Raw genomic sequence first — 15,972 nt, 5'->3', positions numbered from 1 at the left:
TGACCCGATGAGTCGATTGCTTTCCGGCTGGCGAGCGCTGGCCGGTCTCGCTTCCAGCGCCGTGTTGCTGGGTGTGTATGCACGGGGTGGATGGGGCTTCGTGCTCGGTTTCGTCGCCCTGCTGCCATGGCTTGTCAGTCTTGCGGCATGTCCGCGCCTGCGCGGCACGCTGCTGAGTGCTTGGGCGATGAGCATCGCCTGTGTGCTGACGACCTTCAGCTGGTTCGCGTCCGCCATCGCCGACTACCTCGCCTTGTCGCCGATCCTTGCGATGCTGGTGCTGGTCATCGCCGCGCCATTGCTGCAACCGCAATTCATCATTTACGCATGGGCAAGGCGAATTGCCTCACGTCGGCTGGGCCCGTGGATGGTGGCGATGGTCGGTGCATCGGCGTGGGTGGCTACCGAATGGCTATGGCCGAAGCTCTTAGGCGACACCATCGGCCACGGTCTGTATCCGGCAAGGTGGCTGCGCCAATTCGCCGATGTCGCGGGCGCCGCAGGTTTGAGCTTTTTGCTGATCGCGGCCAACGAAGGCATCGCGATGGCGTGGACACGGCGTCGCCTGTCCGTGCGCGAATGGGTCGCACCGCTGGCGGTGGCGCTCGCCATCCCGCTCCTGCTGACCGGTTATGGCGCGCTGCGCTTGTCGATGTTGCCATCGCCCAAGAATGCCGATACGCCTCCACTGCGGATCGGCATGGTGCAATCGAACATCATCGATTACGACCGCCTGCGTGCCGAAGTTGGTGGCTACGAAGTCGTGAGGCGCGTCCTCGACACGCATTTCTCCCTGTCCTATCCACTGGCTAAAACCGGACAGGTGGATGCCCTGTTGTGGTCGGAGACGATCTATCCAACCACCTTTGGTCAGCCCAAGAGCGATGACGGCGCGGCGTTTGATCGCGAGATCATCGATTTCGTCGATGCTGCCGGCGTGCCGCTGGTATTCGGCACCTATGACACCGACACTGCCGGTGAATACAACGCGGCGGCGTTCATCGCACCGGGTGCGCCACCGCTGGGCTTCTATCGGAAGACGCGCCTGTTTCTGCTCACCGAATATATGCCCGCGTGGCTGGAGCGGCTTGGTCTGCGTGATGCCCTGCCGTGGGCGGGTGCGTGGCAGAAGGGCAGTGGCGCGCGGGTGATGCCGCTGCGTCTGGCCGATGGTCGCGAAGTGCCGGTGCAAGTGCTGATTTGCCTGGACGATGTCGACCCGGGCCTGGCCATTGATGGCGCACGCTTGGGGGCCGAAGCCTTGCTCGGCATGTCCAATGACAGCTGGTTCACGCGTCATCCACTGGGCGCGCAGCTGCATCTGCAGGTCGCGGCGTTCCGCAGTATCGAAACGCGGCTGCCGCAGTTGCGCGTCACCACTAATGGCATCAGCGCCGTGTTGGATGCGACAGGTCAGATCACAGCATCGACCGGCATGAACGAACAAGCCCTGCTGATCGGCGAAGTCACGGCGATGCCCCCTCCGTTCACCCTGATGCGCGCTTGGGGGGATTGGCTGGGCAAGGCTGCAGGGGTCTTTTTGATGGGCCTGGTGATAATCGCCTCCTGGTCACGCTGGCGCGCGCGTCATCCACGTCCATCCCGTGACGATGCGGCATTGGCGCTGCCACTTCGCGTCGCGATGATGACACCGCCGTGGCGTGTGTCGATCGCCTTGCTGCGGATGTTTTCGCGCATCGCGGTGCTGTGGATGATCATTGCCTGGTGGTTGGGCGATGCGGGGCAGGATCGCGTTCTCACTCAACTGCGCACCTTCGCGTGGCTGGTGTTGCTGCCCGAGGCGATGGCTTGGTTGATACGCCGCCTCCACGTCGCGCGACTTGTCCAAGCCAGTGATGGTCTTTCGCTTATCAAGCGCGGCCAAACTTTTCGTCTTGTCGGCAGCGCATTGCAGCCCTGGGCGCTTCCTTTGCCCGATGAAGGTGCGACGGTGGAAGTGGAAGGCGTAGGCAAACGCGCGATCGCAGGGGTGGACCCGGGCACCTTGGTCCGGGCGATGCAGGCCCGCCTCGGCGATGATCCGCGCAGTCTTCGCGCATTACTCATGGCCCGCGCGCGCGGATTGGCGCGACGGCCATGGTTGGATCACCCGCTGATCAAGTTTGGTCTGTTCCCGTTGCTGCCCGCCTTGATCGCCTTCCGCCTGCATCAGGTAATCACCTTTGGCGGCCTCTTCGGCGAAGCGCTCAACTACGGCTGGGGTGCCTGGTTCACCGCGCTCGGTATCTGGTGGGTGCGTTGGATCGTGGCGATGGTGCTGTGGGCCGGTGCATTGCGGTTATTGATGGAAGCGATTTGCCTGCTGTTCGCACGTTCATCTCCAGCGCGGGCGATCGCGATACGCGCCGGCCTGGAAACCGCCGCGCGTGCGCTCTGTTACCTGGGTGTGCCGTTATGGCTGGCGTGGCGGATCGGCATGGGCTGAGTGCGGCCAAGGTTTGACATCCCAAAGAAAAGGCCCGCATCACGGCGGGCCTTTTTGATGGCGGCGATATCGCTTCGACTTACTTCTTCAGCTTGGCGGCCTTGCGCAGTTCGTCGGCCTTGTCGGTCTTCTCCCAGCTGAAGGCAGTCGCCTTCTGCTTCTTGCCGGCGCCATCGGTGTAGGTGATTTCCTTCGGCTTGCGGCCGAAGTGGCCGTAGGCGGCGGTCTGCTGGTAGATCGGGTGGACCAGATCCAGCATCTTGATGATGCCGTACGGACGCAGGTCGAAGTGGCTGCGGATCAGCTTCTCGATCTGCGCGTCCGGGATCTTGCCGGTGCCGAAGGTCGTCACCGAGATCGAGGTCGGCTCGGCCACGCCGATCGCGTAGGAGACCTGCACTTCGCACTTGTCGGCCAGGCCCGCCGCGACGATGTTCTTCGCCACGTAGCGCGCGGCGTAGGCGGCCGAGCGATCCACCTTCGACGGATCCTTGCCCGAGAACGCGCCACCACCGTGACGGGCCATGCCGCCGTAGGTATCGACGATGATCTTGCGACCGGTCAGGCCGCAATCGCCCACCGGGCCGCCGATCACGAAGATGCCGGTCGGGTTGATGTGGATCTTGTTCTTCGACAGCGATTCCAGCCACTTCTTCGGCAGGACGGGCTTCAGGATGTTCTCGCGCACGGCCTCGATCAGGTCTTTCTGCTTGATGCCCGGATCGTGCTGGGTGGAGAGCACGACCGCATCCAGACCTTCGATGGTATGGCCGTCATCGCTGTAGCGCAGGGTGACCTGCGACTTCGCGTCCGGGCGCAGCCACGGCAGCTTGCCGTTCTTGCGCATCTTGGCCTGCTGCTCCACCAGACGATGGCTGTAGTAAACCGGCGCGGGCATGAATTCCGGTGCCTCGTTGCAGGCGTAACCAAACATCAGGCCCTGGTCGCCTGCGCCCATTTCTTCCGGCTTCTTGGCCTTCTTGTCGGTGCCGTCGACGCCCGCGGCGATGTCCGGCGACTGCTTGCCGAGCATGTTGATGATGGCGCAGGTGTGGCCGTCGAAACCGACATCCGAATTGTCATAACCGATCTGGTTGATGACGTTACGGGCCAAGCCTTCGATATCCACCCAAGCGGATGTCGTCACCTCGCCGGCGACGATCGCGGCGCCCGTCTTCACCATCGTCTCGCAGGCCACGCGTGCGCGCTTGTCCTGGGCCAGGATGGCATCGAGGACGGCATCGGAGATCTGGTCGGCGATCTTGTCCGGATGGCCTTCGGAGACCGATTCGGAGGTGAACAGATAGCTGGACATCGGCATTTATCCTTTGATTCGGATGAAAAGATGGCCGCGAATGATACAGCGGTTTCGCGGGTTGTGCAGAGCGCAGTCAGTTTGCCTGAAACAGGTTAAGCCGGCGTTGCCGTCCGCCGTTGCAAGCAAGCCTGCGCTGCTAGCATCGCGCAATGGATTCCTTGACTCAGATCGTATTGGGCGCCGCGGTGGCCGGGGCCATCGCCCCGCCTCGTCATCGACGTGCGGCCTTGTTGGCAGGCGCTGCGCTGGGCACCTTGCCTGACCTCGACGTGATACCGGTCAACCTGTTGCTGGATGACCCGATCGACCGCATGACTTGGCATCGTGGCCCCTCGCATTCGCTCTTGGTTTTACCCGTGCTGGCCGCGCTCATTTGGGCGTTCTTCAAACGGCAGGGCGGGCGTGTTGCTGAATCGCCCGTGCGTTGGTGGTGGGCGATCCTGCTCGCGCTGGTCACGCATCCCTTGTTGGATGCGTTCACCGTCTACGGCACGCAGCTGTGGTGGCCGCTGCGGCCATCGCCCGCCATGTGGTCGAGCATCTTCATCATTGATCCGCTGTACACGGTATGGCTGTTGGTGGCGTGCATTGCTGCGTGGTTCTTGCGATGGCGACCCGCAGCACAGACCCTGCTGGTCGCTGGATTGGCAGTGTCGAGTGGATACCTGGCGTGGTCGATGCTGGCCAAGTCGATGGTGGATCGCGACGCTTCGCGTGTGCTGGCCGCGGCCGGTCTTGCCGACGCACCGCGCTTCTCTGTGCCCACCCCCTTCAACACGTTTCTTTGGCGAGTGGTGGCGATGACGCCGACGGGTTATGTGGAAGGCGAACGTTCGATCTTCGATGGCGACAGCCCGATCCGGTTCCGCCCATACGAAAGCGACAAGGCCGCGGAGCGGGCGGCTGCCCAGATGCCCAGCGCCGCGCGCATGGCCTGGTTCAATAGTGGTTTCCAGCGCGCCCGCGTGATTGACAACGCGTTGGTGCTGACCGACCTGCGCATGGGCAGCGAGCCCGATTACTTCTTCAACTATGCAGTCGCCCAGCGTGATGCGATGGGGCAGTGGCAGGCACTACAACCGAGCGAGCGCTTCAGCTTGCCGGGCGCGAAACCACGTACTGCGCAGCTGGGTCGCGTGTGGGATCGCATCTGGCAGCTGCCCGGCATCGACGGGCCGACTGCGCGATCTCAGTAGACCACCGCCCGCGCCTGCACGAAGGAGTAGAAGAAGACGGCGTTGGGGTCGTTCTGCACTTGTCGCATCTCGCGACGCACCCCTTCGACAACCTCATCCGTCACTTTGTCTGCGGCCAGCAGCTGCTCGGCTGCCGACAGCAGCAGCTCTTCCCAGAACGCGATCATCTGCTTGCGCTGCGCCGGGTTGCGGTTGTCGAAGTAGAACGTCTTGATGTCGGTGGTGACATCGTGGAAGCCGCCTGCCAACAATAGATTGCCGAGTTTGGCACCGACAAAGGGATCGCCGCCGCTGTCTATCTGGAAATCGTTGAACGCCATCCAATAGCGCCACACGTTGGGCGAATACGGATCGAGCAGGAATGATGCGTTCATCACCTCGGTCACATAGACGGGTGAGCCAAGGGCCAGCACGCGGCGTACCTCCGACAACACGCGCGCCGGCGAAGGCACATGCTCCAGGACCCAGCACAGAAACGCAGAATCAAAGCTGCGCGGCTCGAACGGCAGATCGGTCGCATCGGCCTGATGCAGGCTATAGCGATCAGCCAGCCAAGGCATCGCGCCGAGGTTGCTGCGCGCGGCCTGCAATTGCTGCGCATTGAGATCGACGCAGGTAGCGTGCAGATCCGGAAAACGACGCAGCAGAATTTCGGTTTGCGCACCGACGCCGCTGCCGACTTCCAACAACTTCTTTGCGCCCGTGTAATCGATGTCCCGAAAGATGGTGGATTCCGCCAGACGGGCCTGCTTCATCAGACGGGCTTGTTCGGTAGGGGAGAACCCGTGCAGGTACGGGAATTCGGTGGCAGTGCAAGAAGATTCGGTCATGTGGTCGCTTTCCAACGGAGTGGGAGTGCTTGCATCGTCTCAGGCGGCGAGTGCCACGCCTGCGATCAACGCATCGAAATAGTCGCCGGTCAGTTCGCGCTGCGTGCGGGCATCGGTGGCACGGTTGACGACCGCGCGGAAGGCCGCGTTCTCGGGCCGATCCTTCGCGTACCAGCCCAGGTGCTTGCGCGCGATTCGCACGCCCATCTCCTCGCCATAAAACGCGTGCAGCGCATCGAGATGCGAGAGCAGCACGTCGCGTACTTCCTGCAGCGCGGGTTCTGCCAAGTACCCATCCGTCGCCAGATGATGCGCGATCTCGCGGAAGATCCACGGCCGTCCTTGCGCGGCACGCCCGACCATCACCGCATCGCAGCCGGTCAGCGCAAGTACGTGGTGTGCCTTGTCGGGTGAGTCGATGTCGCCATTCACGATCACGGGGATGCGCGCGTCGGCCTTGATCGCCGCAACGGTGTCGTATTCGGCCAGCCCCGTGTAATGCTGATCGCGGGTGCGGCCATGTACGGTCAGGGCCTGGATGCCGCTCGCCTCGGCGATGCGTGCGATGGCGGGTGCGTTGCGGTGGTCGGCATCCCAACCCGTGCGAATTTTCAGCGTCACCGGTACATCAACCGATGCCACCACGGATTCAAGAATGCGCGCGACCAAGGCTTCATCACGCATCAGTGCGGAGCCCGCCCAGACGTTGCAGACCTTCTTTGCCGGGCAGCCCATGTTGATGTCGATGAGTTCGGCGCCGTGGTCCACGTTGTAGCGCGCGGCATCGGCCAGCAGCTGCGGGTCGGTGCCGGCGATCTGCACGCTGATCGGCGCGGGCTCGCCCTCGTGGTCCATGCGGTGGCGGGATTTCGCCGTGTTCCAGAAGCGCGGGTCGCTGATCGTCATCTCCGATACCGCAAGCCCTGCGCCCATGCGCTTGCACAGCTGCCGGAACGGCTTGTCGGTCACGCCGGCCATGGGGGCCAGCACGACGCGCGGTTCTATCCGGTAGCGGCCGATCTGCATGCCGCCATTGTAAATGGGGCGATGTCGCGGCTCAGCGGGCCGGTTTGTGTTTGCGCCTGCGCAGCCAGAACAGCAGGCCGGTGACGAACATCAGCATCGGCATCAGGCCCGCGAAGGCAGTCAGCCAGCGGATAGCCGTGCCGCCGACGGCGCCGATGTGCAGCGGATAGATGGCGATGCTCATGCGATGGCCCAGGCCCAGCTCGCGCGCATCAACCCGCAAGCGCACGACCTCGCCTTGGCGATCACTGACCACCGAACTGCGCCCATTGGGATGCCATTCGCCCGCCGATTGCGCGCGCAGGCTGACTTCGTCCTTGCCCTCTGCAGGCAGGCTGATGCGGCGAAGCCGCGCATCGGGCAGGGTGCGCTCGGTGAGCGCGATGATGCGTGACCAAGCCGGTGCAGCATCGGAGGGCGCGGACGGGGCAGGCTTGGGCAATGCATCGCCACCAAACATGCCGGTCAACGCCTTGGAATACGCATCGTGATAGATCATGCCAACGCCAGTGATCACGGCCAGCAGGACCAGCGGCAGCGAGACCACGCCCGGGCTGCGATGCCAGGTCAGCCATCGACGGATCGGCGGATTCGCATGCATCTTCAACTGCGCCAGCATGCGCCCGCGCTTCGGCCACCACAGATACAAACCGATCAGCAGCAGGGCTAGGCAGATGCAGCCGACGATGCCGAGCACCTCTTTGCCGGTCTCGCCACCGAGCAACTCCACGTGGAATTCGTGCAGCCACAGCAGCGCGTCATCGTCGATAGTGCGCTTGAGCAACAGGCGACCATCTTCGGGTGAAAAATAGCGCCGACTTTCATCCTCGAAATAGCCTTGCCACACCGGCAATTCGTCACGCGGAAAGTCCAGCGAACGCAGGCCATTCGCCGCTTCGCGCTGCATGATCGCGCCGAGCACCTCGCCATTCGCTACCGCTTGATGCGCGCCCAACTTCGGGTGCTGCCAAACCAGTAGCGGCGTGTGGAAGACCAGGATTGCACCCGATAACCCCAGCAAGGCAAACAGCAAACCCACGCTGAGCCCCGTCCACAAGTGCAGGCGGGACAACAGGCGTCGCAGCGCGGGCAGACTGGGCACCATCAACGTCGCGCCATCAGAACCGGTGGTTCCAGCCCAGCGTCAGCGTGCGGCCGCGGCCTGCGGTGTAGGTGTCGTTGCGCGGCGTACTTTGCGAGTAATAGGTGACGTACTGACGATTGGTCAGATTCTCGATGCCCACGCTCAGCTGGCCCATCGGCAGGGCGAAGCGCGTGCTGGCATCCAGCGTGGTGTAACCATCGAAGCTGGCCACCTGCACGCCGCGCCGATCGAAGGCGCGGTCGCGCGCCTGGTTCGCCTGCAAACGCGTGGAGAACCCATCGCGCCATTGCTGTTCCCAGAACGCGCCGATGCGATCGGGGCTGACATTGATGCCCGGCAGGTCGCTGTCCACCGTGCCATCGCCATTGCTGTCGTACTCGCCGCGAGTGAAGGCGAACAACACGCCGACGCGCGTGGCGTCGTTCGGGCGGAAAGCGAGATTGCCTTCGATGCCCTGAATCTCCGTGCGCTCGCGCACGACGTTGTAGGTCTGGGTGACGCTGTCATAGGCGAGGCGCGAGCCCAGCTTGGACAGCGACTCGTAATACGCGAGGTGCGTACTCCATCGGCCATCGTCATAGTCCATGCCGACTTCGCGGTTGTCGGAGACGACCGGCGTCAGGTCGACGAGGTTTTCCACGCGCTCGTCGGGCGTGTTGATGGCACGCAGCACACGGCCGATATCGGCGACGGTGTAGCCCTCGCTGTAGGACGCGTAGAGCTTGAGCGCGTCGCTGGCCTCCCATACCAAGCCGATGTTCGGCAGGGTTTCGCTGCTTTCGCGCGTCCCGCCCTGCACGAATTGACCCCCGTTGTAGCTGGGCAGGGTGGTGAAGTCATCGACCGACAGCTTGCCGCGCTCATGGCGCAGGCCGCCGCTCAGCAGCCACGACTCGCCGATGCGCCATTCGCCCTGCACGAAGGGGGAGATCGCCGTGTAAGTGGTCTCAGGCACCCAGTCCAGGCCGCTGCGCACCATCGCTTGCCAGGTGGTGTCGCGCGACCAGTCCAGGCCCAGGGTGATGCGTCCGTTGTCGCCCACGCCGCGCGACCATCCGAGTTTGGCGCCGGTTTTTTCCGAGCGATTCTGTGATTGGTCGATCCAGTTCAGATCGCGGCCATCGCCCCAGAAATCGCCCCAGTTGCTGCCGCCGTACAGCGCGGAGAAATCGACGAAGTAGGCTTGCGCCTGCAGGTAACCGCCCGCCAACGCGCGGTCGGTGTAATCGAGCGATGCCGAGCGCGAATGGTTGTAGGGGCCGTCCTGGTTCGAGCCGCCGCGCGCCGATGTCGCCAACACGCCCTGCGCCGCGTTGCCATTGACGGTGTGGTAGCCGTTGTGGCTTTCCAGCTGGTAGTTCTGCAGGTTCAGCTGCAGGCGACGGTCATCATCCAACCGCCAGCCGGTCTTGAGGAAAAGGCCGCGGCTGCGCGCATCCATCAAATCGCCTTGCACATCGCTGACCGCGATCGACCGGCCTTCCGCGTCGTAGTACAGGCCTTCATCGGCCAGTGACATGCCGCCGACGATGTCGAAATCGCCTTGGCGGGTGCCGAAGAGGTACGCCGCGCGCCAACTGCTGCCGTCGGATTCACTCGGCAGCGCCGTCGATGCGCCCAGCGTCACGTCGTGGAAAACCTCGCCGTCCTTGCTCGGCGCGCGCTTGGTGATGATGTTGATGATGCCGCCCGATGCGCCCAGGCCCTGCAGCGCATTCGCCCCGTGGATCACCTCGATGCGCTCGATCATCGCCGGGTCGATGGTGTGGCCATCGCGACCGCCTTCGCGCAGCGGCGTCGATTGCGGCATCCCATCCACCAGATACAGCGGCTTGCGTCCGCGCAGGGTCTCGCCCGCGTTCGTCATCTTCTGGCGCGAAGGCGTGAACGAGGGGATGAGGTTGGCCAACACCTGCGAGAGGTCCTGGGTCACCGCCAATTGCTGCTTCAGCTGCTCACGGTCGATGACCGTGATGGTGTTCGGCATCGAGGATTCGGATTCCGGCATCCGGCTGGTGCTGGCCGAGACCACCACGCGGTCCAGGACGTTGACGCGATCTTGTGCGTCGACATCCTCCGCCGGCTGGTTGGCCAGGGCAGGCAGGGTGGTGGTCAGCAACGCAATCGCCACGGCGCGGGCGATGGGAGAGGTGGACATCGGCTGTCGACTCGGTCAATAGAGACGACAAATGATAATAATTCTCAAATGAAAATGAAACTCATCCACTGGCGTGCCAGCGCGCGCCGACACGCCAGTGGTGGGTTGGTCAGCCAGAGAGATCCGACAGCTTGGCGGTCGGGGCGTTTCGCATCACCGAATCGATGCCCTTGTCGCGGGAGGCGGTGGACTTGTACATCTCGCTCTTGCCGATCGACTGGCCGTTGCTGGCCATCAGCGAAAAATAAGGGCTGCCATCCTTCGCGGTCTTCTTGTCGAAGTTGGCGACGGCCTTGGCGTGCTTGCGCACGGACTCGACGCCGTTGTTGCAGCCATCGCGGGAGCTATAGCCCTCGCTCGTCAGGATTACCTGTCCGTTGCCTGCCTTCAGGTTGAACTGGAACTCGCCGTTCTTGCGCTTGCTGATTTCGAACTTGCCTGCCATGGGACCTCCTCGAATGTGGGAAGCGTCACCCGGTGCCGCAACGTCCATCCGCGGCTGCGATGACTAGGGCAGTGTAGTAGGAATCCGTCATCCAACCGGCAAGACGGGCATTGCAGCTGCGGCGCCTTCGGACTCAGTGGATCGTGCGGCGTAATAGCTGGCGAAACGGAGGTGCTCGGCGAAGCGGGCATCCGGTCGGATTACCATCGACGCGCACAACGCGCCGTTGAAGGCATCACCCGCGCCGGTGGTATCGATGACGTTCGCGGTTTCTGCCGCTACGCGATAGTGGGCGATGTCATCCCCCCTCATGACGTCATCTGCATGCGAGACGAAGCTACCCATTGCACCGAGTGTGATCACGATGCTGCCATTGGGGTGCAGTGTGCGGCAAAGCAGGTGCAGGGCATCATCGCCCGCGGTAGCCACCGCGTCGGCCGGGATCGCCATCGCGGTGTGACGCGCGACGAGCGACGCGAATTCGCTCTCGTTCGGAGTCAATACATCGGCCATGCCCAATAACGCAGATGTAGTCTCAGCATTGGCGGGCGCGGTGTTCAACACGCTGGGCACGCCGGATTCACGCGCAAGTTGTAGTGCAGTGATGACGACATCGATAGGAGACTCCAGTTGTGCCAGCAGCACGCGTGCTTCGCGAATCGTCGAGGCTTGTGCTTCGACATGCGCCACGCTTAACGTCGCGTTCGCGCCGGGCCCGATAACGATGCTGTTGCGTCCATCCGCGCCGACGAAGATGCCGGCGGTGCCGGTCGGGTCGTCGCTTGCTTCATCGCGCAGATCGATGTCGTCCGCAGTGGCCAATGCCCGAGCCAACTGGCCACCACCGTCGCTGCCTAGCGAGCAAACGAAGACCGTGCCTGCGCCTGCCCGACGCGCGGCCATCGCCTGATTGAAACCTTTGCCGCCGGGGCCGGTTGTGTATTCGCCGGCCAGGGTCGCGCCCGGTGCGGGCAATGTATCGCAGCGCCAGACGTGATCGACGTTGAACGAACCAACGACAACGACGCGTGTCATCGGATCACCCGAAGTGACTCAGCACGCCTGCAATCGTCGCGGTCATGAAGGTGGCGATGGAGCCGCCCAGCACCGCGCGCAAGCCGAAACGTGCCAGGTCCGAACGACGCTCCGGTGCCAGGCCGCCGATGCCGCCGATCTGGATCGCGATCGAGCTGAAGTTGGCGAAGCCGCACAGCGCGTAGGTTGCGATCAGCTTGGCTTCGTCGCTGAGCACCACGCCCGGTACTTGACCGTTGGTGATCTTGGCGAGCTCGGAGTACGCGATGAATTCGTTGATGACGACCTTCTGGCCGATCAGCGAACCCACCGTCGATGCATCCTGCCACGGCACGCCGATCACCCAAGCCACCGGCGCCAGCACCGCGCCGAGGATGGTTTCGAGGTTGGTCGGCTTGCCGATGGCGGCGGCGATGCCGGTGACTTCGCCAAACCAGGTCAGCGGCGCGTTGACCATCGCGATCAGTGCAATGAAGGCCAAGAGCATCGCGGCGATGTTGAGTGCCAGCTTCAGGCCATCGGCTGCGCCGGATGCCGCGGCGTCGATGATGTTGGCCGTGTTCTTTTCCACTTCCATCTTCACCGTGCCACGGGTGAGCGGTTCTTGTGTCTCGGGGATGAGCAACTTCGCGACAACCAGTGTGGCCGGTGCGGCCATGATCGATGCCGCCAGCAGGTGCTTGGCATAGAACGCCTGCGCTTCGGTATCGCTGCCACCCAGCATGCCGACGTAGGCAGCCAAGACGCCGCCAGCGATATGCGCCATGCCGCCGATCATCATCGTCAAGAGTTCGGAGTTGGTCATCTTGGCGATGTACGGACGCACCGTGAGCGGTGCTTCGGTCTGGCCGATGAACACGCTCGCGCAGACGCTGGTGGTTTCCGCGCCCGATACGCGCATCACTTTGGTGATCGCCCAGGCCATCGCCTTCACGATCGCCTGCATTACACCCAGGTGATACAGCACGCCCATGAAGGCAGCGAAGAAGATGATCGTCGGCAGCACCTGGAAGGCGAAGATGAAGCCGAAGGTTTCGACATCCATCAACGAACCGAAAATGAAGGTGGAGCCGGCCTTGACGAAGTCGAGCAGCTTCACGAAACCGTGGCCCAGCCAATCGAAGACCTCGCGCCCGCCGGGCACCAGCAGGACCAAGGCCGCGAACGCGATCTGCAAGGCGATGCCGGTCAGCACTAGCTTCCAATCCACCGCGCGGCGGTTGGTCGAGAACAGCCAGGCCACGCCAATCAACACTGCCAGGCCAAACAGCCCGAAACCGATCCTCGCCAGACCTTCCATCAGCTCATCCCCTATGCATAGCGCCGCAGATTAGCCGATTCCGCGAAATGCCGCCCACAAACCCAGCGCAAGAAAGACGATGGCGGCGGTGATTCGCGCGGCCTTCAGCGGCAACTTGCCCGCAAATTTGCTGCCCAATAGCACCACGGGCACGTTGGCTAGCAGCATCCCGACCGTGGTGCCGGCGACGACCTGCCACAGTGGCGGGTATTTCGCGGCCAGCAGTACGGTCGCGACCTGCGTCTTGTCGCCGATTTCGGCCAGAAAGAAAGCGATGGTGGTGGCGATGAACGCGCCGCGCGCGGGTAGGGTGGTGTCATCGTCCAATTCGTCGGGCTTGAGCGTCCACAGCGCGATGGCGATGAAGCTGATTGCGACGACCCAGCGCAGCACATTTGGCGTCAGCCACTGCGCCACCAGCGTGCCCAGCCAACCCGCCAAGGCATGGTTGAGCAGGGTGGCGACCAGGATGCCCCAGATGATGGGCCAGGGTTTACGAAAGCGCGCGGCCAGCAGCAATGCCAGTAGCTGGGTCTTGTCGCCTATCTCGGCCAAGGCCACGGTGCCGGTCGACAGCAGCGCCGGATAGAAGGGGATGTCGCTCATCAGGATCTCCGGGGCCGGGCGTGGTGCGGAACACGAAAGCACGCAGGGCGTGCCCGGCCTCGGGACACCCTGCCTGCCTTCGGTCTTGCCCTGTCGATGCGTTTGCATCGCTTCGCGCGCCATGGCCGGCCGGCCAAGTGTGTTGACGCGCGCCCCGACATCGCTGCCGGTGGGCTACTCCCCGAGGAGGTGCACACATTCTAATGGGCGGGCTTGCATCTTCAGTAAATGATAATTATTCTCATTTAAAGCCAACCCGAGGTGTGCTCGATGTTCGATCTCCTGCCTGCTGTCGAAACCCATGCCGAACGCAATCCCAGTGACCGTGGCGACATCCCCCAATCTCCGGTTTCTTCGGCCGCCTTGGCGATGGTCACCAGCCGTGCGCTTTTGCGCGGTGGACGCGAGTTGATCATCCGCCATGGCGACACTTGCTATCGGCTTCGCCATACCCGCAACGACAAGCTGATCCTGACCAAGTAGGCCATCACGATGTGTCGCCTTGACACATTCCCGCATGCATCGCTGTCGTCGATCAGCGCCGAAGCGTTTGCGCGGGTGGGCCCGTTGCTATGTCTGTATCCGAGCAACAGTGGCGAGCTGAATGGATGGCAGCGTGCGCGTTCGGTTTGCGCCGAAAGCTGCGTGGACGCGGATGGCGTGCGTAAAAGCCTGCGCTTGTTGGATGATCAGGGACGCAGTTGCCTGCGCTTGTTCCTGCTGCCGGACAGTGACTATTCGGTCTGGGAAGCGCTACGCGCGCGTCTGCCGTGCGTGGCAGGTGAGTCGCGCCAGGGCCTGCGCCAGCTGCGCCCTGTATCGCTTCTGCACACGCGAGCGCGGCTGGAAGGCATCGTTGTTGCGGCTTGCGCCCAGCATCGACGACGGGGGCGCCACGATGGGGTGGACCGCGGTGTCGGAAGTCGGGCGCGGCATCGCCCGCCGGATCGCATTGGCAGAAGGCGTAGCGCCGCCACTTGGCGCGTGAGCGTTTGGCACAGGCGTTGTCATGGCCACTCCGTATACTCAAGGTATTCAACAAGGAGGGGTGGTGATGTTTACGGGACCGATGTTGGCGATGGTGTTGCTGGTGGCGGGTGTGATCGTCTTGTTCAAGGCGGTGCGCATGGTGCCGCAAGGTTATGAATGGACGGTGGAAGCCTTCGGCAAATACACCCACACGATGTCGCCGGGCCTGCACTTCCTGATCCCGATCTACCAAGGCGTCGGTCGCAAGATCAACATGATGGAACAGGTGATGGATGTGCCCAGCCAGGACGTCATCACCAAGGACAACGCCGTCGTCAAAGTGGATGGCGTGGTCTATTTCCAGGTGCTCGATGCGGCGAAAGCTGCGTACGAAGTCGCCCAGCTTGAGATCGCCACCTTGAACCTGGTGATGACCAACATCCGTACCGCGATCGGTTCGATGGATCTGGACGAGTCGCTGTCCAAACGTGACGAGATCAACGCCAAGGTCCTGGTGGCTGTTGACCAGGCGACGCATCCGTGGGGCATCAAGGTCAATCGCATCGAGCTGAAGGACATCCAGCCGCCGCGTGACCTGGTCGATTCGATGGCGCGGCAGATGAAGGCAGAACGCGAGAAGCGCGCGAACATCCTCGAAGCGCAAGGTTTCCGTGAAGCGGCGATTTTGAAGGCCGAGGGCGAGAAGCAATCAACCATTCTCGATGCCGAAGGCGAAAAGGAAGCGGCGTTCCGTGCGGCCGAAGCCCGCGAACGTCTGGCCCAAGCCGAAGCCAACGCGACACGCGTGGTGTCCGAAGCGATTGCCGGCGGTAACGTGCAGGCGATCAATTATTTCGTCGCGCAGAAGTACATCGAGGCGTTCAAGGCGTTGGCCGAAGCACCGAATCAGAAGTTTGTGATGATGCCGATGGAGTCCGCCGGCGTGATCGGTTCGCTGGCCGGTATCGGCGAGTTGGCCAAGGAAGCGTTGGAGCGCAATGACAGCACGCCGCCGCGTCCGCCGGCTCGCCCGCAGTTCCCGAGCGGAGGCTGACCCATGCGCTGGGATGTCTTCACCTGGGCCGCGTTGGCGTTTGCGTTGATCGCTGCCGAAACGATAGTGCCGGGCGCGTTCCTGCTGTGGCTTGGCTTCGCTGCCGCGGCTGTGTTCTTGGTCGTGCTGCTGGTGCCAGGCATGAGCGTGCTGACGCAGGTCGTCATTTTCATCGTGCTCAGCTTCATATCGGTGGCGATCTATCGCAAATGGTTCCGCGGTCGTGGACGCGCCAGTGATCAGCCGCTCCTCAACAAACGTGGCGAGCAGTTAGTCGGCCACACCGCGGTGTTGTCCGCACCGATCATCGATGGCGAAGGGCGTACGCAACTGGGCGATGCGTTCTGGAACGTCACCGGCCCGGATCTGCCGGCCGGCACGCGCGTGCGCATCGTCGCGGTAAGCGGAATGACGCTGCAGGTGGAAGCCGCCTGAGCGCAGCTGCCTGCGCCCCTGCATTCGGGGGCGTAGGTTTTCATATGCC

At 63.1% G+C, this 15,972-nt stretch carries 14 protein-coding genes, 1 pseudogene and 1 riboswitch; of the genes and pseudogenes, 6 read left to right on the top strand and 9 right to left on the bottom strand.

Going from position 1 to position 15,972, the window contains the following annotated elements; translation table 11 throughout:
- The first annotated feature begins 7 nt into the window (after positions 1 to 7).
- A complete protein-coding gene (lnt, locus tag BW989_RS07620) occupies positions 8 to 2,446 on the top strand; it encodes an apolipoprotein N-acyltransferase (protein ID WP_076586972.1) in 2,439 nt (812 codons plus the stop codon).
- 79 nt (positions 2,447 to 2,525) lie between these two features.
- Here the strand turns inward: lnt and metK are convergent, their stop codons facing one another.
- The gene (gene metK, locus BW989_RS07615; protein WP_076587275.1) at positions 2,526 to 3,761 is read right to left on the bottom strand and encodes a methionine adenosyltransferase; all 1,236 of its coding nucleotides are present in this window, start codon (positions 3,759 to 3,761) and stop codon (positions 2,526 to 2,528) included.
- 152 nt (positions 3,762 to 3,913) lie between these two features.
- Between metK and BW989_RS07610 the strand changes: the two genes are divergently transcribed.
- On the top strand, positions 3,914 to 4,960 hold the full coding sequence (locus BW989_RS07610; RefSeq protein ID WP_076586970.1) for a metal-dependent hydrolase: 1,047 nt from the start codon (positions 3,914 to 3,916) through the stop codon (positions 4,958 to 4,960).
- On the opposite strand, the gene BW989_RS07605 is transcribed toward BW989_RS07610, so the two are convergent.
- From BW989_RS07605 to BW989_RS07570, 8 genes are all read right to left on the bottom strand, one after another.
- Entirely contained in the window at positions 4,954 to 5,790 is an 837-nt protein-coding gene (locus BW989_RS07605) for a class I SAM-dependent methyltransferase (RefSeq protein ID WP_076586968.1), read from the bottom strand. The genes BW989_RS07610 and BW989_RS07605 overlap by 7 nt on opposite strands.
- Positions 5,791 to 5,829: 39 nt before the next feature.
- Positions 5,830 to 6,816, bottom strand: coding sequence for a tRNA dihydrouridine synthase DusB (dusB, locus tag BW989_RS07600; RefSeq protein WP_076586966.1), 987 nt, complete (start codon positions 6,814 to 6,816; stop codon positions 5,830 to 5,832).
- A gap of 31 nt (positions 6,817 to 6,847) precedes the next feature.
- A complete protein-coding gene (locus BW989_RS07595; RefSeq protein WP_076586965.1) occupies positions 6,848 to 7,921 on the bottom strand; it encodes a PepSY-associated TM helix domain-containing protein in 1,074 nt (357 codons plus the stop codon).
- Between the two features lie 13 nt (positions 7,922 to 7,934).
- Positions 7,935 to 10,079 (bottom strand): TonB-dependent receptor, encoded by a 2,145-nt coding sequence (locus BW989_RS07590; protein WP_076586964.1) that lies wholly within the window; start codon positions 10,077 to 10,079, stop codon positions 7,935 to 7,937.
- 109 nt (positions 10,080 to 10,188) lie between these two features.
- Positions 10,189 to 10,524: a YegP family protein gene (locus BW989_RS07585; RefSeq protein WP_076586962.1), complete on the bottom strand. Its 336-nt coding sequence runs from the start codon at positions 10,522 to 10,524 to the stop codon at positions 10,189 to 10,191.
- Between the two features lie 87 nt (positions 10,525 to 10,611).
- Positions 10,612 to 11,559: a ribokinase gene (locus tag BW989_RS07580; RefSeq protein ID WP_076586960.1), complete on the bottom strand. Its 948-nt coding sequence runs from the start codon at positions 11,557 to 11,559 to the stop codon at positions 10,612 to 10,614.
- A gap of 4 nt (positions 11,560 to 11,563) precedes the next feature.
- Positions 11,564 to 12,862, bottom strand: coding sequence for a NupC/NupG family nucleoside CNT transporter (locus tag BW989_RS07575; RefSeq protein ID WP_076586958.1), 1,299 nt, complete (start codon positions 12,860 to 12,862; stop codon positions 11,564 to 11,566).
- 27 nt (positions 12,863 to 12,889) lie between these two features.
- Positions 12,890 to 13,465 carry a TMEM165/GDT1 family protein gene (locus BW989_RS07570; protein WP_076587273.1) on the bottom strand — a complete coding sequence of 192 codons (576 nt, stop codon included), beginning with the start codon at positions 13,463 to 13,465 and terminating at the stop codon, positions 12,890 to 12,892.
- A 92-nt stretch (positions 13,466 to 13,557) separates the two neighbouring features.
- Positions 13,558 to 13,655: riboswitch (yybP-ykoY riboswitch) on the bottom strand.
- Between the two features lie 188 nt (positions 13,656 to 13,843).
- Here BW989_RS07570 and hemP point away from each other — a divergent pair.
- From hemP to BW989_RS07550, 4 genes and pseudogenes are all read left to right on the top strand, one after another.
- Positions 13,844 to 13,948: pseudogene (hemP, locus tag BW989_RS12820) on the top strand (hemin uptake protein HemP); the annotation flags it as partial.
- Between the two features lie 298 nt (positions 13,949 to 14,246).
- Positions 14,247 to 14,453, top strand: a complete 207-nt coding sequence (locus tag BW989_RS12410) for a hypothetical protein (protein ID WP_129582863.1) — start codon at positions 14,247 to 14,249, stop codon at positions 14,451 to 14,453.
- A 66-nt stretch (positions 14,454 to 14,519) separates the two neighbouring features.
- Positions 14,520 to 15,488, top strand: a complete 969-nt coding sequence (locus tag BW989_RS07555) for an SPFH domain-containing protein (RefSeq protein ID WP_076586955.1) — start codon at positions 14,520 to 14,522, stop codon at positions 15,486 to 15,488.
- A 3-nt stretch (positions 15,489 to 15,491) separates the two neighbouring features.
- Positions 15,492 to 15,923: an NfeD family protein gene (locus tag BW989_RS07550; protein WP_076586953.1), complete on the top strand. Its 432-nt coding sequence runs from the start codon at positions 15,492 to 15,494 to the stop codon at positions 15,921 to 15,923.
- Positions 15,924 to 15,972: the final 49 nt, after the last annotated feature.

The organism is Solilutibacter tolerans, assembly GCF_900155935.1.
Classification (GTDB): Bacteria; Pseudomonadota; Gammaproteobacteria; order Xanthomonadales; family Xanthomonadaceae; genus Solilutibacter; species Solilutibacter tolerans.
Note: the sequence above shows the minus strand (reverse complement) of the source record. Positions and strands in the feature narration are given on the sequence as shown.

What these genes read in the sequence shown, in the direction of transcription:
- lnt (WP_076586972.1), top strand. Translation starts at nt 8, where the DNA reads ATGAGTCGATTGCTTTCCGGCTGGCGAGCGCTGGCCGGTCTCGCTTCC.
- metK (WP_076587275.1), bottom strand. Translation starts at nt 3,761, where the DNA reads ATGTCCAGCTATCTGTTCACCTCCGAATCGGTCTCCGAAGGCCATCCG.
- BW989_RS07610 (WP_076586970.1), top strand. Translation starts at nt 3,914, where the DNA reads ATGGATTCCTTGACTCAGATCGTATTGGGCGCCGCGGTGGCCGGGGCC.
- BW989_RS07605 (WP_076586968.1), bottom strand. Translation starts at nt 5,790, where the DNA reads ATGACCGAATCTTCTTGCACTGCCACCGAATTCCCGTACCTGCACGGG.
- dusB (WP_076586966.1), bottom strand. Translation starts at nt 6,816, where the DNA reads ATGCAGATCGGCCGCTACCGGATAGAACCGCGCGTCGTGCTGGCCCCC.
- BW989_RS07595 (WP_076586965.1), bottom strand. Translation starts at nt 7,921, where the DNA reads ATGGTGCCCAGTCTGCCCGCGCTGCGACGCCTGTTGTCCCGCCTGCAC.
- BW989_RS07590 (WP_076586964.1), bottom strand. Translation starts at nt 10,079, where the DNA reads ATGTCCACCTCTCCCATCGCCCGCGCCGTGGCGATTGCGTTGCTGACC.
- BW989_RS07585 (WP_076586962.1), bottom strand. Translation starts at nt 10,524, where the DNA reads ATGGCAGGCAAGTTCGAAATCAGCAAGCGCAAGAACGGCGAGTTCCAG.
- BW989_RS07580 (WP_076586960.1), bottom strand. Translation starts at nt 11,559, where the DNA reads ATGACACGCGTCGTTGTCGTTGGTTCGTTCAACGTCGATCACGTCTGG.
- BW989_RS07570 (WP_076587273.1), bottom strand. Translation starts at nt 13,465, where the DNA reads ATGAGCGACATCCCCTTCTATCCGGCGCTGCTGTCGACCGGCACCGTG.
- BW989_RS07555 (WP_076586955.1), top strand. Translation starts at nt 14,520, where the DNA reads ATGTTTACGGGACCGATGTTGGCGATGGTGTTGCTGGTGGCGGGTGTG.
- BW989_RS07550 (WP_076586953.1), top strand. Translation starts at nt 15,492, where the DNA reads ATGCGCTGGGATGTCTTCACCTGGGCCGCGTTGGCGTTTGCGTTGATC.